The following is a 23,527-nucleotide window of genomic DNA, read 5'->3' on the forward strand; positions in this document are numbered from 1 at the left end:
TCCCATGCGCTATTGCTCATTGGCTGATTTGCAGCTGTCCATTCCGGGCCAAACCTTGATCTGGCTTTCCAACGACGATGCAACGGCTACCGCCATGAATGTGGCGGTGATCGAAGAAGCCGTGCGCCAGGGCGAGGAACTGGTGGACGCGCATTTGCGTGGCCGTTACAACCTGCCGCTGACGCCAGTGCCATCGGTGGTCAAGGATATGACGGTCAATCTGGCGCGGCATTGGTTGTATGCGCGACGGCCGGAAGGCAATGAACTGCCGGATGCGGTCACCCGCACGTACAAGTCGGCGCTGCATATGCTGGGGCAGATACGGGACGCCAAGCTGACCATCGGTGTGCCGACCGGTGCGGCGGCTCCCGAGCCTGGCGAATTCAAGGTGCGGGCAAAAAATCGCACATTTACCCGTGACCTGCTGGATCGCTATTGATGAGCACCCTACAGATTATCGATGCGGTGGTGGTACGCCTGAAAGCCCGGCAGCCACATTTGGCGGTCGAGTACTTTCCAGAGAAGCCGCTGGAGTATCGGCTCAACCACGCCAGGGGCGCGCTGCTGGTCAGTTACGCCGGCAGCCAGTTCGCCGAAACGATCGATCAGAGCTATGTCTGTCAGCCGCGCACCTTGAAACTGTCGATCACCGTCATCCTGCGCCAGTTGAATGGCCGTGGCGGCGCGGTGGACGAACTCGATGCCGTGCGCACGGCGCTTATCGGCTACAAGCCACCCAACTGTCGCCGCAAGATATGGGCGATGTCGGAGAAGTTTCTCGGCGAGAACGCTGGCCTGTGGCAGTACGCACTCGACGTGGCTACCGAAAACATGCTGGTTGAAGATGCCGATGTTGGCACTGAGCCGCTCCTGACTCAAGTCAATTATATGGAAAGTGAAGAGGAAGAAAATTCATGAAATACATTTACAGCGGCCCGACCAGCGGCGTCACGCTGCAGGGCAAAGAAGAAGCGCTGGAGGTCATGCTGCACACCGGCGCGGAAGTTGATCTGCCGCGAGACAATGAATACACCATGACCTTGCTGGCATTGGGCCACCTGACGCCGCTGCCAAATCCCAAACAAGCCAAATCGAAGGAGCTCACCAATGCCAGCTAATTATCTGCACGGTGTCGAGACGATCGAAGTCGAGCGCGGCAAACGTCCGGTACGCACCGTCAAGTCGGCAGTCATTGCCTTGATCGGCACCGCGCCGGTCGGCCCGGTGAATGCGGCCACCTTGAGCTTGTCCGAAAAAGATGCGGCGGCATTTGGCGCGCAACTGCCCGGCTTCACCATTCCGCAGGGACTGGATGCGATCTACGATTACGGTACCGGCACGGTCATCGTCATCAATGTGCTGGACCCGGACATGCATAAAACTGCGGTGCCCGACGAGGCTATCGCCTTCGACGCAGCCACCGGCCGCGCCAAAACTGCGCATCCTGTTGTCGCCAATCTGGTGTTGAAAAACAGCGATAGCACTGTCACGTATCAGGTCGACACCGATTACCTGCTTGATCCGATGACCGGCGTCATCGAACGTGTCAAAACCGGCGCCATCGACGCTGGCGCGGCAACGCTCAAGGGTAGCTATGATTACGCCGATCCGACCAAGGTCACAGCTGCCGATATTATCGGCACGGTCAATGCGGCCGGAGACCGGACTGGCATCAAAGCGCTGAAAGATACCTATAACCGGTTCGGCTTCTTCGCCAAGATTCTGATCTCGCCAGCCTATTGCACCTTGAATTCTGTCGCGACCGAACTGACCGCGATGGCATCTCAGTTGGGCGCAGTAGCCTATATCGACGCGCCGATCGGTACCACCTACGCCCAGGCGCTGGCCGGACGCGGGCCGCTTGGCACCATCAACTTCAATACGTCGAGCGACCGCGTGCGCCTGTGCTATCCGCATGTGAAGGTCTACGATCCGGTATTGAATGCCGAGCGCCTGGAGCCACTGTCGGCACGCGCTGCGGGACTGCGTGCCAAGGTCGATCTGGACAAGGGGTTCTGGTGGTCGAGTTCCAACCAGGAACTGGCGGGTGTGATCGGCGTTGAGCGACAACTGTCGGCGATGATCGACGATCCGCAGTCTGAGGTGAATCTACTCAACGAGCAGGGAATCACCACGGTGTTCAGCAGCTACGGCTCGGGTTTCCGCCTGTGGGGCAATCGGACTGCGGCCTGGCCGACGGTCACCCACATGCGCAATTTCGAGAACGTGCGCCGGACTGGCGATGTGATTAACGAGTCGATCCGTTATTTCAGTCAGCAGTTCATGGATATGCCGATCAATCAGGGCTTGATCGATGCGCTGACCGAGTCCGTCAATGGCTATGGCCGCAAGTTGATCGGCGACGGTGCGTTGCTTGGATTCAAGGCATGGTTCGATCCGGCGCGTAACGAGGAAACCGAACTGGCTAACGGCCATTTGTTGATCTGCTACAAGTACACCGTGCCGCCGCCATTGGAGCGCCTGACGTTTGAGACCGAGATCACCTCGGAGTATCTGGTAACACTGAAGGGAGGCAACTGATCATGGCCGGAAAAATCGAGATCAACCGTATCACCAACGCGAATGTCTACCTGAACGGCAACTCTCTGCTCGGCCGTGCCGAAGAGATCAAATTGCCCGACATCAGCGCGATCATGGCGGAACACAAAGCGTTGGGCATGATCGGCAAGATCGAATTGCCGAGCGGCTTTGACAAGCTGGAGGGCGAGGTCAAATGGAATTCGCTCTACAAGGAAGTTGCCAAAACGGTCGGCAATCCCTTCAAGGCGGTGCAGTTGCAATGCCGCTCCAGTATTGAGACCTACGCCTCGCAGGGGCGGATCAGGGAAGTTGCGCTGGTCACTTACCTCACCGTGATGTTCAAGAAGAATCCGCTGGGCACATTCAAGCAGCATGACAATGCCGAGTTCGGATCAAACTTTTCCGCCACTTACATCAAGCAGGTGATTGATGGCGAAGAAGTGCTGGAACTGGACTATATGGCGAATATTTTCCGCATCGATGGCGAGGATATGCTGGCGGATTACCGTGCCAATATAGGTGGGTAATCACACAATCATCTGTAACTTCATTTTTATCTCATAGAGCAGGCTCACTTCGGCGAGCCTGTTTTGTTTTGCGTCAATCGTTTTTAAATCTGTTTAACTGACTCCATCGTCGCATCGCCCGACAATCCTTGTGTGCATCATTTATTTCAACTCACACCAAGGAAACAGCCATGACCAACACCACCGCGTCATCTCCCGTGACGGCTACTTCAGAAGTCACCATCACGCTCCAATATCCATTTAAAAGCGCTGCAGGTCAGCGTATTGAAACGTTGACGCTGCGTCGCGGTAAACGATCCGATGTGAAGGCGGCTGACAAATACAGCAAAAATGCGGCGGAACAGGAAGATTTTCTGTTTGCTCGGCTGACTGGCTTGACGCTGGAAGATATTGATCAGCTCGATCTGGCTGACAACAAATCACTCACAGACTCTTTTCGCAAAATGGTGGGCGACTGAGGAGTCACTGAGGCCGCTGGATGAAATATTGCTTTGCGTTCTGGGAATGCAACCGTCTGAAATAAACGGCCTGGAGATGGAAGATTACTGGTTTTGGGTGGATGCGGCAGAGCGCAAACTCAAGCGCGATGTGCAGCGAGATCAAGCACTTTACGGATTACAAAGCGCACGCTAGCGACCAGTACTCCAATGATGAATGCCGCGCCAGCAAGCAACGGTGCTACAGCCATTGCCGATAACACCAAAGCGAGTGGAAACAGGCATAGCGCCGCCCAAAATGGCAGATGCGCAAAGGATATCCACGCCAGCCATGACACGCCAATGCACATCGTTAGCGCGTAGATCACTTTGGCAGTAGTTAGTGTGGTTCTTTCAAACATGGGTCAAGAATAACAAACAGGTAAGCCGCATGGCAAACGAATTTATCATCGGCGTCAAGATCGGCGCGGCATTGGCGGGTAATTTTAACGCCATTTTTGCATCCGCTCGCACCACTGCGATGAAACTGGGGCAAACCGCCACAGACATCGGCAACCGTCATGCCCGCATGGGTGACGTGATGGCGCGAACCTTGCGCCACCCGACGCGGAATGTCGGCGAGTTGCGTCGCCAATATGAACGACTCGGTCAGACTCTGGATCAACTGAAAAACAAGCAGGAAAAACTCACGGCCAGTATGGCGCGTGGTGCGGCGTTGAAAAATGTTCGGTCTGAATTGCGTGGACAGGCAATGGAGACGGTCGGTACTGCTGTGGCGTTGGGCGCGCCGGTGGTGAAGTCAGTTATGGTCGCAGCTAGCTTCCAAGACCAATTACGTGATACCGCCATCACTGGCGAATTCAATAAGGATGAAGAGGCCAAGATTGGCGGCACCATCCGAAAGGCGGCAACTGACTGGAACCAGACGCAGTTGGAAATTGGTCGCGGACTTGGCGTGCTAGTCGCCGGTGGTATCCAAGATGCCCAGGCATTGCAGGGTTACGCACCCGTCATGGCGAAAGCGGCAACTGCCACCCGTGCCAGCATGGATGATTTGGGCAGTGTTGCTATTGCGCTCAATGACAGCCTGAAAATCGGCAAGGATGGCTTCGAGGGCGCACTCAATATGTTGGCTTACGCTGGTAAACGTGGGCAGTTTGAAATCAAGGACATGGCGAAACATTTACCAACTCTCGCGCCAATGTTTGGCAATCTTGGTATTACAGGCAAGGAAGCTGTAGCGGAAATTGGCGCGGCTTTTCAGATCGCTCGTAAGGGTGCTGGGTCGAATGATGAGGCGGCGAACAATTTTAAAAACTTCATGCAGAAACTCACCGCTCCTGACACGATCAAGGACTTCGAGAGGGCCAATATTGATCTCAAGCAGAGCATGATGGATTTACGTGCTCAAGGATTAACGCCGATGCAGTCGATGCTTGGCGTTATTACCGATTATATGAAGACCAAGGGACCTGATGCCGCAGGGCAGTTCCAAAAGGCCATGGAAATCAAAGACGGCAAGGAGCGACAGGTCTCTTTAGAAAAACTAGCCGGTGCTTATAAATTAGGTGAGTTGTTTCAGGATATGCAAGCGATGTCGTTTATTCGTCCAGCAGTGGCGAATGGCGCTGAAATGGAGGATATAAAAAAGGGTTCGATGGAAGCCTCGGACAAAGGCTTGCTCGATGCCGACTTCAAAAAAAGAATGGACATCGCGAATGAACAATTCAAATCGCTCAAGATCAGCATGCTGGAACTTGGTATTACCGTTGGCAATACTTTACTGCCATCGTTGACAGAATTTATGACGGCATTGAAGCCGGGCATCAAAGCCTTCGGCGATTGGGCCAAGCAGCATCCCGGCGTGATCAAGGGTGTGGTTGGTTTGGTCGGCGGTCTGCTGGCCGGTAAACTTGCTTTCATCGGTCTGAAATACGGCATCAATCTGGTGCTGTCGCCATTCAATGCGTTTGGTACAACAATGGCGGCTGTTTCCGGTAGATGGACGCTGCTAAGAGCCGCATGGCAAGCTGGCCGTTTTGCGCCAGCAATATCAGGTCTGCGGATGCTTGGCGGTGGCTTGTTGTCGGTCGGCCGCGTTCTGATCCCATTTGGCAAGGGCATCCTGATGACCTTTGGTACGCCATTGATGCTGGCGGGTCGCGGTGTACTGTTCCTGACCAAGCTGTTGGGTGGCAGTCTGTTGTCTGGATTGCGTCTGGCGGGACAGGCTGTGCTGTGGCTGGGGCGTGCTTTGCTGATGAATCCGATCGGCTTGATTATTACCGGTATCGCTGTCGGTGCTTACCTGATCTATCGCCATTGGGATAAGTTAAAGCCGTGGTTTAGCGCGCTCTGGAGCGGTATTAAAACCGTTATTGGCACGGCGTGGACAGGCATCAAAACGATTTTCTTCAATTTCACGCCGCTTGGTTTGATCATTAAAAACTGGGAGCCGTTGATGGCGTGGTTCCGCAATCTTCCCAAGAGTTTCAGCGGGTTCGGCGCTAACCTGATCAGCGGCCTGATTGGCGGCATCCAGAGCAAATTGGGGGCGGCCAGGGACAGCATCGTCAATTTCGGTAGCGACATTAAAAACTGGTTCGCCAGCACGCTCGGAATTAAATCGCCTTCTCGCGTGTTTATGGGCTTTGGTGACAACATCGCCCTGGGCGCGGCCATCGGCATCGGTCGCTCGGCCGGGATTGCCTCCAAGGCAGCGGGTAGCATGGCGTCACAGACCGCAGCCGCTGCGCTGCAACGCATTAATGGCAGTCGTGCTGCTGGTACTGGTGGTGGCATGGCCGCAGGTGGTGCTGGAATGAAGATCGCGTTTAGCCCGGTGATTCATGTGCAAGGCGGCAGTCCCGAGGCGGTCAAGGGCCAAGTCGGCGAAGCACTCAAATTGTCGCTGCATGAACTGGAGCAACTCATCAAGCGGGTGATGCAACAACAAGAACGGCGGTCTTACTGATGTTTGCACTTCTCGGCGATATTCAGTTCGATCTGATCACATACTTCGACGGCTTTGACGCGCAGTTCGGTGTCGACTATGCCGAACACGCGTTGATCGAGGGCAAGCCACGGCTGCAGTTCATTGGCGATAGGCTGGACGAGATCACGATTGCGCTGGCATTTCATCGGTATTACTGCGATCCGGAGCGGGAACTGGCGCGGCTGAAGAAAGCTCTGTCGGCGCACCAGGCAATGGCGTTTGTGCTGGGTAATGGCGATTACAAGGGCTGGTTCGTGCTGACCGATGTGCAGGCCACCAGCAAGCAGACCGATCTGGCCGGAACGCTGATCGAACTCGATGCCAGCGTTACTCTGCGCGAGTATGTCGGCGACAAGAAAAATCCGTTGCCGCCACCGGCCGTGCAACCGAAGCTGCCGCCAGCGGCTGCCAAACTATTACCGGGCAAGGTGACGGCAAATGCGGCTGCACTGGCCAGCGGTACGAATTCAGTGCGGGAGAACATCCGTAGCGCTGTGTCATTAGCCGGTCAGGCGCAGTCGGCAATGCGGGTGGCGGTCGACGCCGTCAATCTGGCGCGCAAGCTGAACAATAACCCGCTGGCGGCGATGGGACGTGTGCCGGGCTTACTCACCAACCTGAATCAAGTCGTCGGACCGTTGGCGAAGCTGTCGCCAACCTTGGCAAGCCTCACCGATCAATTGCCGGAGACGGCTGGCATCTTGCGTGCCAGCACGAATGCCCTGAGTGCCGTGCATAACGCGCAGGGCGCGCTGTCCAGCGTGAATACGGGCAGCGTCACCGGCAGCATGGAGTACATGGCCGGTCAGCTGGGGACGGCAACCGGTGCGTTGGAGTCGGCTGCACCCGGCATTAGCAAGCTAGCCAGCAAGATTGTTACGAGAACAATCTGATGGTTTTGACCCATATCACAACCGAAGGCGAGCGCTGGGATCAACTGTCGATGCGCTATTACGGTGACCCGATGCAGTACGAGCGCATCATCGCCGCCAATCCGCATATTCCATTGACAGCCACGCTGCAAAGCGGCCTGACGCTGTCGATCCCGGTGATTGTGCTGGAGGACTTGTCCGAGGAGTTGCCGCCGTGGCTGCGTTGAATCGGCAAGAAAATACGCACACTCCGGCCTCGGTTGCGGAGGTGCCGCATCCGGTGTTTGTGCTGTCGTATGGGCAGAAGGACATCACGACCGATATCACGCCGTATGTGTTGTCGGTGACGTATACCGATTATCTGTCCGGTCAATCCGATGAAATCGAGGTCGTGCTGGAGGACAGCGATGGTCGCTGGTCGAACGCATGGTATCCGGGCAAAGGCGACACCTTGTCGTTGAAAATCGGTTATGACCGCGAGCCATTGCTGCCGTGCGGGGCTTTCGAGATCGATGAAATCGAAATCGACGAGTCGCCGTCAACGGTGACGATCCGTGCGTTGTCAACCGGCATCAAGAAATCGGTACGCACCAAGGGTGCTCGCGCTTATGAGAACACCACGCTGGCGGCTATCGCTGGCCGCGTTGCCAAACGCAATCATCTGACGCTCACCGGCAAAATCCGCGATATCCGCATCGACCGCGTGACGCAGTACCAGGAGCGCGATGTTGCGTTCCTGACGCGGCTCGGCCGTGAATATGGCTACGCCTTCAAGATTGTCGGCGCTAGATTAGTCTTTACTGAACTGACTAATCTGCGTAATGACAAAGCGGTGGCCACTATCAACAGGGCGGATCGCTTGCGTCTGAATCTGCGTGACAAGATCAAGGCGATTTACCAGGAAGCCAAGGCCAAATATCACGATCCGAAGGCGAAAAAGCTGGTCGTCTATGGTGTTAAAAATGACCAGGTGACTGCGGTGGGTACGTCTTCCAGCGGCGACACCTTAAAAATCACCTCGCGGGCTGGCTCCAAGGCCGGTGTCGAATCCAAAGCGAGAGCGGCATTGGACAACGCCAACCTGCAGCAGACCAGCGGTTCAGTGACGCTGATCGGCAATCCGAAGCTGGTCGCTGGTAATACCTTCGATCTGGCAGAATGCGGCAAGTTTGCCGGCAAGTACCTGAGTGAATCGGCGCGTCATCGGCTGGACCGTGGTGGCGGTTACACCACTGAACTGGAGATCAAGCGGGTGGCGCTGCCGCAAAATAAGCAAAGCGCATCGGCCGCTAATAAAAAAGTCTCTGGCAAGGGCCTCAAGGTCTATGGCATGAAGGACGGCAAGGTGCAGGTTGTCGGCAGCACGCCACAGCCAGGAAAGAACACGTGAACCATTCCCAGGAACAGACCGATGATCAATTCTTTGCAACCGTCAAATTTGGCACGGTCAGCGCATCGCGCCCGGGTTTTGCGCGGGTGCGCCTGCCGGACCTGGACAACATGCGCACCATGTGGCTGCCGATTGCTTATCCTAAAACCAAGGACGATCAAGCCTGCTGGACGTATGACGTCGGTGAACAGGTTGCGGTGGTGCTGGATGCGCGCGGGGAAGACGGTTTTATCGCTGGCGCGATCTATTCCGATGCGGATACGCCGCCGACGACTGATCCGAATAAATTCATGATGCGTTTCAAGGATGGCGCTGTCATTGAATATGACCGCGCCATGCATGTACTGAAGGTCAGCGGCGGGGTCGAAAAAGTCGTTGTTGAGGTTGCAGCAGAGATTCTGCTGAAGTCAGGTACCAAGGTCATGCTGGATACGCCGGATGCCGAATGTAGCGGCAACCTGCTGGTGAAAGGTAAGCTGACCTATCAGGGCGGGATGGCTGGATCGGGTGGTGATGGTTCAACGATAGCCGGTGACTTCAATGTCGATGGCGACGTCAATGCTACCGGTACTGTCATGGATGGCGGGGGGAATTCTAATCACCATAGCCATTGAGTTACGCACCCTTTATGGTAGCCTTATCTCGCGAATTTATCCCTTCAAGTTTATTAGAGGGGAGAGAAGCATAAAGACTGTCTAAATCATTTTTATCTGTGATCATCCTCGTGACAATCATGTTCACCAATTTAAACATGGTGGCGACGACTTCAGGTGTGTCATCAAGATCTAGTTCTCCAGGATGCACGGCTTCATTTCCCGCTATGCGTACAATGTCTAGGGCTTTTTGAATTTGCGTCGGCAAACCTTTTTCTACTAGTTTGCCAATGTCATGATTGATATCTTTGCCTAATTCTCCTAGGTGTTTGCATAGTTTTTGTACTACAAGACGAAGCAATGCGGCGGCACCGCGAGGAGACCTAGCCACAATATCTCTAGCTTCTAAATAATCTGTCTGGCAGTCTTCCGGTAGGTCTGGATGCGGCATTGGAGCGATCGAGGCAGTTGGATAGAGCATCTTTCCTTGAGGTGTATCAGGTACTGACCCATCTATAAAATTAGGACCTGCCTTCATCTGTAGAATTTTCGTAGCAGTAAAAGTACAGCGCCAAATCGATTTTTTACCGCACTTGGCGCACGTCGCCCAATGGACACTTGTGGGCTTAACGCCGGAAGAAACATCGCAAACCCCCCGTGCCAATATAACTTGAGACACCTACCCAATTAATTTAGAGTACAACGGTAGGTTCCCAATATGCAAAACCGAAAGCAGCAGATTATCAACATAGCAGACGCCATTGCGCCGGAAGAAGCCACGCAAGGAGCCCGCAGGGCGACTGAAGAGGCTTCTTCCGGCGCGGCGCGGCCCAATCCCGAAGTCGTGGCAACGGCGAAACGGCGCTCCTTTTCCAAGGCCGAGAAGCAGCGCATTCTCATCGCCGCTGACGCTTGCGTCGCAGTTGGCGACATTGGCGCGCTGTTGCGCCGGGAAGGCATCTACTCGTCGCATCTGGCGACCTGGCGCAAGCAGCGCGACGCCGCGGAACAGGCACTTCTCGTCGAGCGCAAGCGCGGCCCAAAAATCAAACCGGGCGCGGCAGAGGCCCGTCTGGTGCTTGAACTGACGCGTGAGAATGAACGCTTGCGCAACAAGCTGGCCAAGGCAGACCTCATCATCGACGTCCAAAAAAAACTTTCCATTCTGTTAGGCCTGACCACGGCCGACGCGCCCAGCGAGCCCAAGTGATGAATGCAGCCATCAGCTTGTCCGCCGACGTTGGTTTGGCCCACGCCTGCCGCGCCTTGCATCTGCCACGCAGTGCGGTCTATCGCGAACGCCTGGCGCGGCGTGCCAGGATGATGCCGCCATCGTCCGCACTGACCATCCCGGCGCCAGCACGGCGCCCGCCGTTGGCTCTGTCTGGCGATGAGCGGCAGGCCGTACTCAACGCGCTCAATAGCCCGCGCTTCGTCAATTGTGCGCCAGCTGCCGTGTATGCCCAGTTGCTCGACGAAGGGTGCTACCTGGCATCGGTAAGGACCATGTACCGCCTATTGCAAGGCTGTACCGCCGTGCGCGAACGACGCAATCAGCTCAGGCATCCGGAATACACCAAGCCGGAGTTGTTGGCTGTGACGCCGAACCAGGTGTGGAGCTGGGACATTACAAAATTGAAGGGGCCAGTCAGGGGCACCTGCTTCCACCTGTATGTCATCCTCGACATCTTCAGCCGGTATGTCGTCGGCTGGATGGTGGCCGAGCAGGAAACCGCCGAACTGGCCGAACAACTGATTGCCGACAGTGCCGCGAAAGAATGTATCGTGCCTGGCATGCTGACCTTGCATGCCGACCGTGGCAGCAGCATGCGTTCCAAGCCTGTGGCCACATTGTTAGCCGATCTGGGAATCGTCAAATCGCACAGCCGGCCATATGTCTCCGACGACAACCCCTATTCGGAAGCGCAATTCAAGACCTTGAAATATCAGCCCGGTTTCCCGTCACGCTTTGGTTCGATCGCCGATGCAAGAGCGCACTGCGTACCGTTCTTCGCCTGGTATAACACCCAGCACCGGCACTCCGGGATCGGCATGATGACGCCGGAGAACGTCCATACGGGCCGCGCTGCAGAAGTGCGCCAACAACGGCAGATCACGCTAAGCGTGGCGTTTCAGCGCAACCCAAATCGTTTCAAGAGCCGGCTGCCGCAACCACACAAACTGCCCACTGCCGCTTGGATTAACCCACCAACCAGGGAGAAAAACGCTGCTTGATACTGAGATTTAGACTCTCATCGCATTCAAACTGGTGTTTCAAATCAATTGACACATTCCGAAAGCGCTGTCCATTGCATATGAGAAAAAGCATTACAGTTAGCGTAAGGACAATTGAAGGCATCTAACTGAAATTCAGGGGCCACATAATCCATTCATTCACCTATTCAAATTTTGTCATTTTAATGTCCGTTAACATCCTTAACAGACTGTAGTCGTCATGATAGCCGAATGACTACCCGGCTATCTGATATCACTTCTGTCCATTGGCAATTCGCCCTCAAACGCTCCGGCATTGTCGAGGGTGTTCCCGACATTGACCAGTCCATTCGGATTATTCTCGGCACGCCCAAGGGCAGCGATCCGCATCGTCCTGATTTCGGCTCCAACATTCACCTGTACATCGACCATCCGATCGCCGAGGCGACGCCGCACCTGGTGCGCGAGGCGGTGGAAGCGATCCGACAATGGGAACCGCGTTGCGAACTGGTCAAGGTTATCCCGACGGTGGAAGATGCGCGCAACGCGCTGCGCGTGTTATGGAAACTGGCCGATGGCGTCGAACGTGAAACCAAGGTGGTGCCATGAGTCTGCCTGAACCGGATTTCATCGCGCGTGACCCGCAGGTCATTACGTCAGAGATTGTGGCGCAATACGAAAAGCTCACCGGCAAGACCCTATACCCGGCGCAAGTCGAGCGCATCCTGATCGACATCATTGCCTATCGGGAAACCTTGGTCCGGGTCGGCATTCAGGAGGCGGCAAAGCAGAACCTGCTGGCTTTCGCCCGTGCGCCGATGCTGGACTACCTGGGCGAGTTGGTTGGCGTTACGCGCCTGACTGCGAAACCGGCCATCACTACGCACCGCTTTGAGCTGGAGATGCCGATGACCACCGGTCTGCTGATCGCTGCGGGCACCCGCATCGACGGTGGTGACGGCACTGTGACGTTTGCCACCGATGTCGATGTGACGCTGGTAGCCGGTCAGCGGTCGGTAGATGTCACCTCCACTTGTGAAGAGCCTGGTGTGCTTGGCAACGGCTGGCAACCTGGGCAGATCAGTAATCTGGTCGATGATGTGGGCGACATGGAGGTGATCGTTGCCAATATCACGGTGACCAGCGACGGCGTCGAAGAGGAAGAAAACGATCCCTTGCGTGAGCGTATCCGGCTGGCACCGGAGGCGTTTAGCACCGCCGGCAGCAAGCAGGCGTATGTATTTCATACAAAAAGCGTGCATCAGTCCATCGTCGATGTCGGTGTCATCGGTCCCGAGTTGGCAATAGTGGATGGGCAGGTTGTATCGTTGAACGGCGTACCGGCTGGATGTGTGCGAATTTACCCACTGACGAAAACCGGGCTTCCGAGTGCCGATCTGCTGGCATTGGTCAAGGCGACCTTGAATGCCGATCGCATGCGCCCGTTGACCGATCTGGTGGAAGTATGGGCACCTACGCCGATTGACTACAAGATCGATGCCGAGCTGGAGTTGTACACGAATACCGACGCAGACAGTCTCAAGGCGATGGCGCAAACGAATGCCGAAAATTACCGGGGTGACCGCGCAGCGGGCTTGGGTCGGGATCTGGTGCCAAGCCAACTGAATAAGGCACTACAGATCAGCGGCGTTTATCAAACAAAGATCAATTCACCGTCGCATCGGGTTTTGGCAGAGAACGAATGGGCGCAATGTACGGGTATCGATCTGCGCGTGACGGGAGCCGTCGATGGCTGATTTACTGCTTCCGCCACCGTTGGCTGGCGACGAACGAGTGCAGGCGCTGGGACAAATTGCCTCTCGTCTGGGCGATATTGATCTGACGCCGTTGCTGGTGTATCTGGTCGATACCGTCGATGTCTCGGCGTTGCCGCATTTGGCTGGCCAGTTCCATATCCTGGGCGAAGGCTGGCAGTTTGCCCGCAATGAAGCCGAGCAGCGCAAGTTGTTAAAACGCGCTATCGCGCTGCACCGCTACAAGGGGACGCGCTGGGCGATTCAGCAGGTGCTGGAGACGCTCACGCTCTCCGGTCAGATCGCGGAATGGTTTGAGTATGGCGGTCGGCCTTACCACTTCAAGATTAACGTTGATGTTTCCGACCACGGTATTGACTTGGGGACGTTCGACAGCCTGGTGGCCTTGGTCAACGAGTACAAGAATGTGCGCTCGCACCTGGAACAACTGACGTTGACGCTGTCCACCAGGAGTCCGGTGCCGGTCATTGCGGCCGCCACGCTGGCTGGTGAAATCGGCAGCGTTTATCCGTATGCGCTGACCGAAATCAGTCAGACCAATCGGTTTTACCTTGGTGTCGCGCACTGGAGCGTCGAGACCGTTTCGATATACCCGCTTAAACCAACATGGAGTCACTGATGGCCAATGAGTTTTATACAATCCTGACGGCCAGCGGCCGTGCCAAGCTGGCGCATGCGGCCGCTACCGGCACACCGCTTGCCTTCACGCAGATGGCGGTAGGTAGTGGCGACAATGATGACTATTACGATCCGAGTGAATCGCAGACGGAGTTAAAGAATGAAGTCTGGCGTGCTGAGATTAACAACTTGCAGGTTGATCCGACCAATGCCAACTGGATTGTCGCCGAACTGGTGATTCCCGATACGGTGGGTGGTTTCACCATCCGCGAGGTTGGCCTGTTCGACAGCTTTGGCGTGATGATCGCTGTGGGCAAATATCCTGCGAGTTACAAACCGACGCTCGACACTGGGTCGAATAAGCAGCTTTACGTGCGGATGATCATGGAAGTGTCGAATACCGATGCAGTGACCCTGCTGGTCGATCCTAGCGTGGTGCTGGCCACGCGTCAGTATGTCGATAGCAAGGTGACCTGCGAGATCAACAAACTGGACAACAAGCAATCGGTCAGAGTGGCCACTACGGGCGCGATCACGTTGTCGGGAACTCAGACGATAGACGGTATTGCGCTTGTCGCCGGCGACCGCGTACTGGTCAAAGATCAGCCTGAAGGTATGGATAACGGTATTTATGTTGTCGCTCCCGGTGTATGGACACGTGCGGCCGATGCCGATACCAGCGTCGAGGTAACGCCGGGCTTGCTGGTGTCGATTGAAGAAGGCGCGGCAAATGCGAATTCGATCTGGCAGTTGGTGACGGATGCGCCAATTGTACTGGGTACCAGCGCATTGGTTTTTGAGAGGACGGACGGCAGCACTGGCGTTGCGGCCGGTACTTATCGAAGCGTAACTGTGAATAAACGTGGGCAAGTGACTGGCGGCACCAATCCGACTACGCTGGCAGATTACGGCATCACGGATGCAGCACCGAAAAATAGCCCTGAGTTAACAGGTACGCCAACGGTGCCGACACCGGACGAAGACGACGACAGCAAGCAAATTGTCAATTCCGAGTTTGTGGCGCGTGCCATTAGTTGGATCCCCGCACCATACGATTTCACGCCGGTTCAGCAAGGCACCGGGATCGACCAGCTATCCAACATCGTCAAGATCGGCTGGACGAAGAAGGAGGGACTCAAGGCGACCGTGGATGCGACCGATCAAGGCAGCTTCGTGTTTCAAGGGGCATTGAATACCGCGCTGGCCGACAAGGTCAGCGGGGGTGCCGGTATCCGGTTGAAATGGGAAGGACGCGGCGGCCAGCCGACCTGGGTGTATGGCGGCTACGCTGATCCGGGCGATAGTGCGCTGTATAACCCGGCCTCCTTCAGCGTCAATTACGCCAACAGCGCAGGCTCGGCCCCTGCCAACGGCGGCACCGCCAGTTACGCCCATCAACTCGCTGGCCCGGGCCTGGTGGAAGGCACGATCGGTTCTTACCGGCTCAATAAAAATCACACGACGTCGGAGTTGGGTGGAGCCTGGCAGTTACGCGGCTCGTCCTATGACGTTGGTTCGGGCGGCGACTGGAACATTGGCACGCGCACATGTTTATGGCAAAGGGTTGGATGATGAAAAATACTGACAAAAATGCTTCCGTTAAAGCGGCGCAAGCGGACCAGATGCAAGCTCATACTACTGACGACATCGCATCAACAGTCGCTGAGCAGCAAGTGCTGGAGCCAGTGGAGCCGGAAAATCCATTTGCTTTTACAGATGTCCGCACCCCCATGCGAACGCCATTAGGGATTATCTGCCAAGTCAAATTTGTATCGATAGACGATTATTTGGTATTTCTGGCTACACCCGATGATGTCGAGAAGCATGGGCAAAAAATTTATCAGGAGTGCGAACAAGGTTTATGGGGGGAAGTGCCTGACTATGTGCCGTCAGACGAAGAATTGCTTGTTGTTGCAGTGAATAGGCGTCGCGATTCGCTTGTCGACGCAGGCAAGAAGATATCGGACTATCAGGATTTGATTGACACTGACCAGGCGACCGATGCCGATGTCTCGCTGCAAAAGGAATGGAAAAAATACCGCGTTGCACTGAATAGGCTGGAGACACAAAGCGGCTGGCCACGCACGATTGTGTGGCCGCAAACGCCGGAATAATCCGAAGTCGTTGACGTTTTTTTTAAAAGACGCGGCGACGTGCCTGGTGCAACGAACACCAGATACACCCCGCACCAGCAGAAAGGACCTGCCAGCTTGGCCAAGGCCGCGCCACCTCCGGAGGCGACCAAAGGCTAGCATATTTTTGTAAGGCTTTTACAAAATGCAGGATATCCGCTGTGGCCAGTGCCGCAAAAAACTCGGCGAAGGTGAGTACCGAAGCCTCAACATCAAATGTCCGCGCTGCGGCAATATGAATCAACTGAGGGCCGTGAGCCTCGAACCAGAGCGCCCAAGAGCGTCACCTGAGCCAGGAGCATCACATGGACTCCAGTCCAATCATCCCTTGGTTAGGCGGTAAACGCCGCCTGGCCGATAAACTTATCCCACTGTTTCCGCCGCATGAATGCTATGTCGAGGTGTTCTGCGGAGGTGCCGCACTATACTTCCTGCGTCCGGTACCGGCGCAGACCGAGGTCATCAACGACATCAATGGCGACCTGGTCAACCTGTATCGGGTTGTGCAGCTGCGTATTCCACGGAAACTGGACACCCAAACCGCCGCAAACTGGACAGGCATTCCACGCCAAACTGGACACTTCGGGCGTAACGACGCGGGGTCGAGCTTGAGGTTTTACTCCTGATCAGGTGAGCTTGTCAAACGAGCACGCTTTTTACGCAGCGAATCCCCATTCAAATTGATCTGGTGGGCGTTGTGGACGAGCCGGTCGAGGATGGCGTCGGCCAGCGTGGCGTCACCGATGGCGGCATGCCAGTGATCGATCGGAAGTTGGCTGGTCACCACGGTCGAACGTGCGCCGTGCCGGTCGTCTAGCACCTCCAGCAGATCGCGGCGGTGCGTGTCGTTGAGGACAGCGAGTCCCCAGTCATCGATCACGATCACATCGATCCTTGCCAATTGCTTGAGCAGCTTGCCGTAGCGGCCGTCGGCGCGCCCGATGCTTAACTCGTCGAGCAGACGCGGCAGGCGAACGTAGTAGGCGCTGTAGCCCTGCCGGCAAGCCTGGTGGGCCAAGGCGCAGGCTAGCCAGGTCTTGCCGACGCCGGTCTTCCCGGTGAACAGCACATTCTGCTTCTCGCGCAGCCACTGCCCAGCCAGCAGCCGCTGGTAGAGCATCTTGTCCAAGCCGCGTGCATGGCGGAAGTCGGTGTCCTCGGCAGCCGTGTTCGGCTTGAGCTTGGCGCGCAGCAGGCGCTGGGCCAGCAGGCGGCCATCGCGGTCGGTCGTTTCGCGGTCGACCAGCAGGCCAAGGCGTTCCTCGAAACCGAGGTGGTCAAGGTCCAACGCGCTCTGTTCGGCCAGGGCACGGGCCATGCCAAAGAGCTTGAGCTGGTTCAGTTTCTCGTGGGTGGGGTGGTTCAGCATTGTCGTCCTCGGGTGGGTGGTTTAGTGCAAACTGAGATTGGATTGGTAGTAGGCGGGGCCGCGCACATTCTCGTGCTCGGGCAGGTCGAGCGCGCGCTGGTAGTCGTCCGGCGCCTGCTGGTCCAGGCCGTGCTTGAGGATCGATTGCAGGCTCTTCCAGCTGACCGCGTTGTGCTTGAGGGCACGCGCGCAGGCCGCCTCCAGGCGCGTGCTGCCGAACTGCCGGCCCAACTGCAGCACACCCAGGCAACTGCGGAAGGCTTGCTGCGGATGGCGCCGCTGGTGCAGCAAGCGTTCGATCAGGGTTTCGGTACGCGGCCCGATGGCGACGGCCTGGTTGCGCAGGCTCTCTGCGCTCACGCCGGCCATCGCGCGGTGTGCCGGCGGCATGTGTTCATCGATCGTTGTGTGACGGCCTTTGACCGTGCTGCGCAGGTGGCTGCTCAGGCGCGCGCCGCGCCGGAAGATCTCGACTGTAGCGGCCGTGATGCGGACGTCGACCTCTTGACGTGCATGCTGGCAAGGCACCGAGTAGAAGTGGCCGTCGGCCTCGACGTGGTAGTCGACGCCAACGCGGGCCAGCTTCCATTCAGCGTACTCGTAGGCCTTGAGCGGCAAGGCGCGCAGGGCTGGCTGGTCCATATCGGCGAAGGCGCTTGCGCGGCTGCCGGGCAGCTTCTTGAACGGGCGCTGGTTCAGGTCGGCCAGCAACGTGCGCAGCATGCGGTTGAGCTCATTGAGACTGAAGAAGCGTTGATGGCGCAGGCGCGCCAGCACCCAGCGCTCGACCACGAGCACGCCGTTCTCGACCTTGGCCTTGTCCTTGGGCTTGCGGGCGCGCGCAGGCAGCACCGCCACGTCGTAGTGGGTGGCCAGGTCCTGGTAGGTCGGGTTGATGTCCGGCTCGTAGCGCGAAGCCTTGCTGACGCCGCTGCGCAGGTTGTCGGGTACCCACAGTTCGGTGGCGCCGCCGAAGAAATCGAGCGCCCGCACGTGGCTGCCGATCCAGTCCGGCAGTTGTTGCGACCAGGTCGCCTCGATGTAGGTGTAGTTCGACGCGCCCAGCACGGCCACGAAGATCTGCGCTTGCCGGATTTCGCCACTGTGCATCTCGGTGATTTCTACGGTCGGGCCGGCATAGTCGATGAATAGCCGCTCGCCCGGCGTGTGGGTCTGCCGCATCGATAGCGACAGATGTTGGCGCCAGCGCCGGTAGTGCTCGCAGAAGGCGCTGTACTGGAAGCCATCGGTCTGTTCTGCCTTGTATTCCTGCCACAGCAGGTCAAGGGTGACGCCCTTGCGGCGCAGGCCGGCATGGACCGCCGCCCAGTCTGGTGCGGGGCGCTGCACAGCCGACGGTTCGCTGGGCGGAAACAGCTGGCGTTCCAGCGCCGCATCGTCCAAGCCGGGCGGCAAAGGATAGGAAAGGCCCGCCAGTTTGGCGCGGGAGAGGTAGTCGGTGACGGTACTCGGCGAGGCGCCGATGATGCGGGCTATTTCCCGTTTGGAGCGGCTGTGCTCAAAGTACAGCCGAAGAACTTCAGTGATTTTACGCATGGATAACCTGTTGTTGGCCATAAGCCTTTCTCCGGCAAAAACTTGCCAGAGTGCCACAGTTATCCCGCGTCGCTACGCTCTTTCAGGCCGTTTCAAACTGTCCAGTTTGAAGCGGAATTGCTGTCCAGTTTGCGCTGGACCGGGTGGCCGGTTTGCCGTGGAATCGGTGATCGGTTTGCCGTGGAATGGGTGTCCAGTTTGCCGCGGAAAACGCATGCAGCATCATCTGGAAGAATTCGTCCGGCAATTCAAATGGGCCATCAGCAGCCGTCAGATATTCAAGTGGCAGCAGATGGCGCGGCCGGAAACGCTGACCGATATCCAACGCGCTGCAAGGTTCTTTTACCTGCAGCAGCACGCATTTAGCGGCAAGGTCACCGGCCAGTCATTCGGCACCGCCACCACCGGCCCATCAATCAACCTATGCCGGATCGAAGAAAATCTCAGTAACGCACATCTGCGCATGGGCGGCACCTATGTCGAAAACCTGAGCTGGCAGGATTGTATGAAGCGCTATGACCGGCCGCATACGTTTTTCTACCTTGATCCTCCGTACTGGGAAACTGAGGGCTATGGCGTCGCATTTGGCTTTGAGCAATACGAACAGATGGCCGAAGTGATGCGGGCCTGTAAGGGGAAAGTGATGGTTTCTATTAATGATCACCCTGATATCCGGCGCGTGTTTGATGGTTTGCACATCATGGGGCTGGATATCAAATATAGCTTGGGGAGCGTTCATGGCGAAGCTGGGGTCAGTAAGGAACTGGTCATTACCAACTGGAGCCCTGAAGCATTCGGCCAGTTGTTTTAGCCAGTTCTGGCCACGGCATGAGGATACGGAGGCAGCCTTTGGCCGCCCCGGGGGTAAATAAAGCGCCTGCGAATCTATTCACGATTAGCACGGCAAGCTAGATTATTTTTTATGGGTCAAGGCTTTGACCCCTTTTATCGTAAATTTCCTTGAATACAAAGGGGAAGTAAAGTACGCCGCCGTTGTCCGGGTTGCGGACTCTATGAGATTTTTTACGGCGTCTTCCAAACCAGTTTCCGCATAGGCCGTCGATTGATCATTTGAACTTGGATAAGCTGGATCGCGAGTAATGCATGGCACGGAGGGATGTCCGATTTCATCAAGGTATTGAAAAAATGCCTCTTTGGCAATGCATCCACCGAACATTCTCCATGCATATTTCTTGCCCCAATAGTAGTCGCCAACAGCTGCATGGGAAACGCGCAAGTCATTTTTTGCTTTTTCACCGGCGTACGCCTCATACGCAAGATGCTGAGCCGACATGAAGCTGAACATCGGGGTTACGTGGGAGGTAAGAGACAACGCGGATTGGTCAATGATATTTCGCCCGCGCGAGTCAACTGTGTAGCCAATGTTGTAGCGTTCCCCTTCCTCAATCACTGGCGATTCGTTCGCTTCAAATTCATAAACCGTGCCTGTTGTAGCTGGGCTAAAACTATGTCGGAATTTCCCTGATGGCAACTTCTCAATATTGTAATCTGTTGCAATCAGGTCGTGGATTGTAAAGAGTGCGCTTGACTTCATTGTTTTTCCCTACTTAGAGACACGCAAAGGTAGCTGCTGCGCATTTGCAGTTCTGTCCTTGGCATAATCTTCGCTGCCAGGCCAGACTCGTGCATATATCGTATCAATCTGAAATTAATTCAAGGGGGGAAGCATGAGTAAGTGATCCTCGCGAACGGTTTAGTCCATTCGACTCATAGCTTCCGGTGTCGCTTCCCAAGAGCGGACGTTTAACGTCAAGGTAACCGGCCTGCGCGGCTTTTCTCACGCAGGCCGGTTAGCCGCATGTTAGGTTTCTTGGCGCTGAACCGCGATGGATGAAAGAACTAAGCCTTGTTGAAACCACTTGCTGACAACATATTGGTAGAAGTCGTGATTTCGTGACGAGCCGCAAATGGGGATAAGCTCCTTGCCAATACTCGTTAGTAAAACGTGGCCCAGTTGAAGTTGGTTGTTGGCGTCTCCACCGAATTCAATGGTGGTGGGCTGACCGTAATAGAAGACGGGGAGATACTTTCCAAGTCCCGTTCTTGCATAGCTACTCGCTGACTCAAAAGAGATCAAACCGATCGAATCCAAGTGCTTCAACGTCGCGAAATTGATTCCTTGTTTCGTGTAAATTTCATCTTGGGAATCATAGATAAGAGGAGTAGGTTCGCCAATCAACCACACGAACTGGCAAAAGGTGGTGAAAAATGCCGCGTCCTTTTTATCAATCGAAGAAATAAAATCGACGGTTCGTTTCGAAAATGTTCCGGGGCTTGTGGCTTCGCCTGAGAGTAGCCGTGACCACAGGGATTGCATCTCATTATCGGACACGGTGTCACATTGTTTGAAGAAGTGAGCAACCCAGTCTTCGTCTAAATTTTCAACCTTAGCATCCAGGGGCAACGACGCGGCCGCTTGAGCGGTGATTTTCTCAATATTTTCTTGCTTCCGAGATTCTTGCTGGACAAATCTATCTACCGCTCTATGTTCCAGATCGGTCAGTTCCATTCTTGCGATAGCTTTAATTTTCTCGGCTTCCACTTCAGCGCGGGCCATTCGCTTGACGTGGTAGGGCTCATAGATGATCCCAACGGCACTCGACACCTTTTCAATGAGCACAGTCGCCGGCTTCGAAAGATCGCCAAGATTAATAAGCGAATTACTATCTGCCACGAGATATCTCCTGAAACTAACGATGGGGTAGACACCATAAACATCAGATATCCTGGCTATCACAGAATATCTGACAACGAATCCCAAACAGGCCCGTGTGATGGGCAGAATAAACTTGGTGCAAATGTAGTTGCCATATGCTGCCACACATGAATTATCAAAGCAATATCGAATTGGCGGTATGGGGAAAGGTCCAGTACTGGCCGATTCAGGCCTTCCAGCATGGAATTAATTGGTTTCGACTAATTCCGACATTGCATGTGAGATCGGGCCTGAGCTCGTTCAACTTAGTCCACGATTGAATCGAATTACAATGTGCGCAATTATGTTTTTGCAGGTGTAATTATCTGTGATGGCATTTATCTCACCAATTCACGCTAATTTATCGCGAGCCGCTTCATACTGAAGACCTAAGCCGTAATGGAGTTGGGTCGTTGTCTCAGTAATCTCTTGGGCACCGGCAACGATGATCGAACCAGTGGCAGAACGAGAGTCGGTTGTCCGAGAAGCCAGAGCCCCCACACGTGCGAGCACGGAAAAACTGTCACTGACTGGCAAAATACCAATCAGATCAAGATTAAAACCGGAAGCTTTCAATTTGCCAGTAGCCGTGCCGTTGAACGGTGCGGTAACCGTTCTGGTCGCACTGACGTTGCCAAGATCAATCCAACCGCCCTCAACTGCGAAATTGCGATTTATCTGAAAACCTGCAAACAGCTTGTACGCCGTACCGGTTTCATCCTTACTCAAACTGGATGCCGTAGCGTTAACTACCGGTATGTTGTTATCACCGACATGTGTACGAGACGAACCCACCCCTGCGCCAAGATACCAACCGTCATCTGCCTGTGCAACTACGGGGATGAGTACCGCACTCATGAACCCCGCCAATATTATTTTTTTCATTTATCAACCTGATTTAAGATTAGAATTTTCTCACTCTAAAGGCTCAGCATTGCTTGCGCGGACAACAACGTCCGAACAACAACCTGTGATATACCGGACTGTCGAAGTGCCGTATATCAATGTGACATCACATCGTCGCCCCGTGTTTCCTTGACGTTATGAAACATTTTGTCAAATTAACATTCATAACAATTCAGTAAAAACCATCATAAAATTGTTGGCGTCAAACTAACATATTCCCCAGGAGAAATCATTACATTTTGCAACTGCTATTTCCGATTAAGTTATCGGTAAGCTCATGCTGCGCATACCGCCAGAAGTGCATGCTGCCGCTGCTATTGCAGCACAGGCATCCGGTAAGAGTTTGAACCAATGGGCAAGCGAAGCATTAGCGCAGACGGCGCACGCTTAACCAAAGCTATTCGGACATCCTGTTGCCAGGCCAAGCCAGCCAGCGAGATGTTCACGCCAGAAACCTATACCGCATTAGTTGCCATCAAGCGCCGTGATCTTCCGAAAGCAGAGGAAGCCATGACCGCAGCCAAATCCAAATTCAGCATCTCCCGCCGCGATCGCGCGTAGCTTCAATCTCAACGCCTTGGGCCTGTTTGTCAAACAGACCCACATTTCATTTGATCGCGACACTATCAATTCTTACAGTTTGTTTATTTATTTCTTTTTTGTAAATTAGAGTCCATAGGCTATCCCTCCATTCGTAGTACATCAACGTATCGCGAACACACGATGCGCTCAACTCTGGGCGCCAAACGCAACACAGGCTTGCTCGCTTGCAGGGACCAACCCGCACCGCACGAATCAAAAGTTGCATGACAAAAACATCGCCGACACCGCAATTGCCGATCCACAGAAGGTACAGATGCAACAGAACATCTTTTTTAACGCTCG

Annotated in this window: 28 protein-coding genes and 1 pseudogene; 22 read left to right on the forward strand and 7 right to left on the reverse strand. The window is 55.2% G+C overall.

The features are described from left to right. The first annotated feature begins 4 nt into the window (after positions 1-4). From AC3CHX_RS19960 to AC3CHX_RS19985, 6 genes are all read left to right on the forward strand, one after another. Complete coding sequence (locus AC3CHX_RS19960) at positions 5-439, forward strand: gp436 family protein (RefSeq protein WP_488629756.1); 435 nt, start codon at positions 5-7, stop codon at positions 437-439. Then, positions 439-918, forward strand: coding sequence for a Gp37 family protein (locus tag AC3CHX_RS19965; RefSeq protein ID WP_488629757.1), 480 nt, complete (start codon positions 439-441; stop codon positions 916-918). The genes AC3CHX_RS19960 and AC3CHX_RS19965 overlap by 1 nt, the downstream gene beginning before the upstream one ends. After that, positions 915-1,118, forward strand: coding sequence for a hypothetical protein (locus tag AC3CHX_RS19970; RefSeq protein ID WP_488629758.1), 204 nt, complete (start codon positions 915-917; stop codon positions 1,116-1,118). Before AC3CHX_RS19965 ends, AC3CHX_RS19970 begins: the two co-directional genes overlap by 4 nt. Next, positions 1,108-2,541, forward strand: coding sequence for a phage tail sheath subtilisin-like domain-containing protein (locus tag AC3CHX_RS19975; protein ID WP_488629759.1), 1,434 nt, complete (start codon positions 1,108-1,110; stop codon positions 2,539-2,541). Before AC3CHX_RS19970 ends, AC3CHX_RS19975 begins: the two co-directional genes overlap by 11 nt. Before the next feature lie 2 nt (positions 2,542-2,543). After that, complete coding sequence (locus tag AC3CHX_RS19980; RefSeq protein WP_488629760.1) at positions 2,544-3,068, forward strand: phage major tail tube protein; 525 nt, start codon at positions 2,544-2,546, stop codon at positions 3,066-3,068. A 170-nt stretch (positions 3,069-3,238) separates the two neighbouring features. Beyond that, positions 3,239-3,526, forward strand: coding sequence for a phage tail assembly protein (locus AC3CHX_RS19985; protein WP_488629761.1), 288 nt, complete (start codon positions 3,239-3,241; stop codon positions 3,524-3,526). A 358-nt stretch (positions 3,527-3,884) separates the two neighbouring features. On the opposite strand, the gene AC3CHX_RS19990 is transcribed toward AC3CHX_RS19985, so the two are convergent. Continuing rightward, a complete protein-coding gene (locus AC3CHX_RS19990) occupies positions 3,885-4,139 on the reverse strand; it encodes a hypothetical protein (protein WP_488629762.1) in 255 nt (84 codons plus the stop codon). Here AC3CHX_RS19990 and AC3CHX_RS19995 point away from each other — a divergent pair. From AC3CHX_RS19995 to AC3CHX_RS20015, 5 genes are read left to right on the forward strand one after another with little or no spacing between them, the layout of a single operon-like run. Next, a complete protein-coding gene (locus AC3CHX_RS19995) occupies positions 4,128-6,479 on the forward strand; it encodes a phage tail tape measure protein (protein ID WP_488629763.1) in 2,352 nt (783 codons plus the stop codon). The two genes, AC3CHX_RS19990 and AC3CHX_RS19995, sit on opposite strands and share 12 nt — an antisense overlap. After that, a complete protein-coding gene (locus AC3CHX_RS20000; protein WP_488629764.1) occupies positions 6,479-7,393 on the forward strand; it encodes a phage tail protein in 915 nt (304 codons plus the stop codon). Before AC3CHX_RS19995 ends, AC3CHX_RS20000 begins: the two co-directional genes overlap by 1 nt. Continuing rightward, positions 7,393-7,599 (forward strand): tail protein X, encoded by a 207-nt coding sequence (locus AC3CHX_RS20005; RefSeq protein WP_488629765.1) that lies wholly within the window; start codon positions 7,393-7,395, stop codon positions 7,597-7,599. Before AC3CHX_RS20000 ends, AC3CHX_RS20005 begins: the two co-directional genes overlap by 1 nt. Continuing rightward, complete coding sequence (locus tag AC3CHX_RS20010) at positions 7,587-8,762, forward strand: phage late control D family protein (protein ID WP_488629766.1); 1,176 nt, start codon at positions 7,587-7,589, stop codon at positions 8,760-8,762. The genes AC3CHX_RS20005 and AC3CHX_RS20010 overlap by 13 nt, the downstream gene beginning before the upstream one ends. Beyond that, positions 8,759-9,376: a phage baseplate assembly protein V gene (locus AC3CHX_RS20015; protein WP_488629767.1), complete on the forward strand. Its 618-nt coding sequence runs from the start codon at positions 8,759-8,761 to the stop codon at positions 9,374-9,376. The genes AC3CHX_RS20010 and AC3CHX_RS20015 overlap by 4 nt, the downstream gene beginning before the upstream one ends. A gap of 1 nt (position 9,377) precedes the next feature. Here AC3CHX_RS20015 and AC3CHX_RS20020 read toward each other — a convergent pair whose 3' ends face one another. Beyond that, complete coding sequence (locus tag AC3CHX_RS20020; RefSeq protein WP_488629768.1) at positions 9,378-9,893, reverse strand: DUF4145 domain-containing protein; 516 nt, start codon at positions 9,891-9,893, stop codon at positions 9,378-9,380. Between the two features lie 222 nt (positions 9,894-10,115). On the opposite strand from AC3CHX_RS20020, the gene AC3CHX_RS20025 reads away from it, so the two are divergent. The 8 genes and pseudogenes from AC3CHX_RS20025 to AC3CHX_RS20060 form a co-directional block, all read left to right on the forward strand. Beyond that, a protein-coding gene (locus AC3CHX_RS20025; protein ID WP_488644718.1) for an IS3 family transposase occupies positions 10,116-11,590 on the forward strand; the annotation gives its coding sequence in 2 pieces (ribosomal slippage) (positions 10,116-10,544 and positions 10,547-11,590; 1,473 coding nt in all). Positions 11,591-11,821: 231 nt separating this feature from the next. Then, on the forward strand, positions 11,822-12,178 hold the full coding sequence (locus AC3CHX_RS20030) for a GPW/gp25 family protein (protein ID WP_488629769.1): 357 nt from the start codon (positions 11,822-11,824) through the stop codon (positions 12,176-12,178). Further along, positions 12,175-13,326: a baseplate assembly protein gene (locus AC3CHX_RS20035; RefSeq protein WP_488629770.1), complete on the forward strand. Its 1,152-nt coding sequence runs from the start codon at positions 12,175-12,177 to the stop codon at positions 13,324-13,326. The genes AC3CHX_RS20030 and AC3CHX_RS20035 overlap by 4 nt, the downstream gene beginning before the upstream one ends. Then, positions 13,319-13,963, forward strand: coding sequence for a phage tail protein I (locus AC3CHX_RS20040; RefSeq protein WP_488629771.1), 645 nt, complete (start codon positions 13,319-13,321; stop codon positions 13,961-13,963). The genes AC3CHX_RS20035 and AC3CHX_RS20040 overlap by 8 nt, the downstream gene beginning before the upstream one ends. Then, positions 13,963-15,534: a phage tail protein gene (locus AC3CHX_RS20045; protein WP_488629772.1), complete on the forward strand. Its 1,572-nt coding sequence runs from the start codon at positions 13,963-13,965 to the stop codon at positions 15,532-15,534. The genes AC3CHX_RS20040 and AC3CHX_RS20045 overlap by 1 nt, the downstream gene beginning before the upstream one ends. Continuing rightward, a complete protein-coding gene (locus AC3CHX_RS20050; protein WP_488629773.1) occupies positions 15,510-16,076 on the forward strand; it encodes a tail fiber assembly protein in 567 nt (188 codons plus the stop codon). Before AC3CHX_RS20045 ends, AC3CHX_RS20050 begins: the two co-directional genes overlap by 25 nt. A gap of 163 nt (positions 16,077-16,239) precedes the next feature. Further along, positions 16,240-16,437 carry a Com family DNA-binding transcriptional regulator gene (locus tag AC3CHX_RS20055; RefSeq protein WP_488629774.1) on the forward strand — a complete coding sequence of 66 codons (198 nt, stop codon included), beginning with the start codon at positions 16,240-16,242 and terminating at the stop codon, positions 16,435-16,437. Further along, positions 16,400-16,603 (forward strand): annotated as a pseudogene (locus AC3CHX_RS20060) (DNA adenine methylase); the annotation flags it as partial. The gene AC3CHX_RS20055 and the pseudogene AC3CHX_RS20060, both read left to right, overlap by 38 nt. A 107-nt stretch (positions 16,604-16,710) precedes the next feature. Here the strand turns inward: AC3CHX_RS20060 and istB are convergent. Both istB and istA read right to left on the reverse strand, forming a co-directional pair. Then, on the reverse strand, positions 16,711-17,463 hold the full coding sequence (istB, locus tag AC3CHX_RS20065) for an IS21-like element helper ATPase IstB (protein ID WP_488629775.1): 753 nt from the start codon (positions 17,461-17,463) through the stop codon (positions 16,711-16,713). Between the two features lie 21 nt (positions 17,464-17,484). Next, a complete protein-coding gene (gene istA, locus AC3CHX_RS20070; protein WP_488629776.1) occupies positions 17,485-19,041 on the reverse strand; it encodes an IS21 family transposase in 1,557 nt (518 codons plus the stop codon). Between istA and AC3CHX_RS20075 the strand changes: the two genes are divergently transcribed. After that, complete coding sequence (locus AC3CHX_RS20075) at positions 19,019-19,831, forward strand: DNA adenine methylase (protein WP_488629777.1); 813 nt, start codon at positions 19,019-19,021, stop codon at positions 19,829-19,831. The genes istA and AC3CHX_RS20075 overlap by 23 nt on opposite strands. Before the next feature lie 102 nt (positions 19,832-19,933). Here the strand turns inward: AC3CHX_RS20075 and AC3CHX_RS20080 are convergent, their stop codons facing one another. The 3 genes from AC3CHX_RS20080 to AC3CHX_RS20090 form a co-directional block, all read right to left on the reverse strand. Next, positions 19,934-20,575, reverse strand: a complete 642-nt coding sequence (locus AC3CHX_RS20080; RefSeq protein ID WP_488629778.1) for a hypothetical protein — start codon at positions 20,573-20,575, stop codon at positions 19,934-19,936. 267 nt (positions 20,576-20,842) lie between these two features. Then, on the reverse strand, positions 20,843-21,715 hold the full coding sequence (locus tag AC3CHX_RS20085; RefSeq protein ID WP_488629779.1) for a DUF2806 domain-containing protein: 873 nt from the start codon (positions 21,713-21,715) through the stop codon (positions 20,843-20,845). Between the two features lie 372 nt (positions 21,716-22,087). Then, complete coding sequence (locus tag AC3CHX_RS20090; RefSeq protein WP_488629780.1) at positions 22,088-22,621, reverse strand: outer membrane beta-barrel protein; 534 nt, start codon at positions 22,619-22,621, stop codon at positions 22,088-22,090. A gap of 298 nt (positions 22,622-22,919) precedes the next feature. Between AC3CHX_RS20090 and AC3CHX_RS20095 the strand changes: the two genes are divergently transcribed. After that, a complete protein-coding gene (locus tag AC3CHX_RS20095) occupies positions 22,920-23,033 on the forward strand; it encodes a toxin-antitoxin system HicB family antitoxin (protein ID WP_488629781.1) in 114 nt (37 codons plus the stop codon). Further along, positions 22,994-23,203: a hypothetical protein gene (locus AC3CHX_RS20100; protein WP_488644971.1), complete on the forward strand. Its 210-nt coding sequence runs from the start codon at positions 22,994-22,996 to the stop codon at positions 23,201-23,203. Before AC3CHX_RS20095 ends, AC3CHX_RS20100 begins: the two co-directional genes overlap by 40 nt. The last annotated feature ends 324 nt before the right edge of the window (positions 23,204-23,527 follow it).

It is taken from the genome of Glaciimonas sp. OK215 (genome assembly GCF_057787885.1).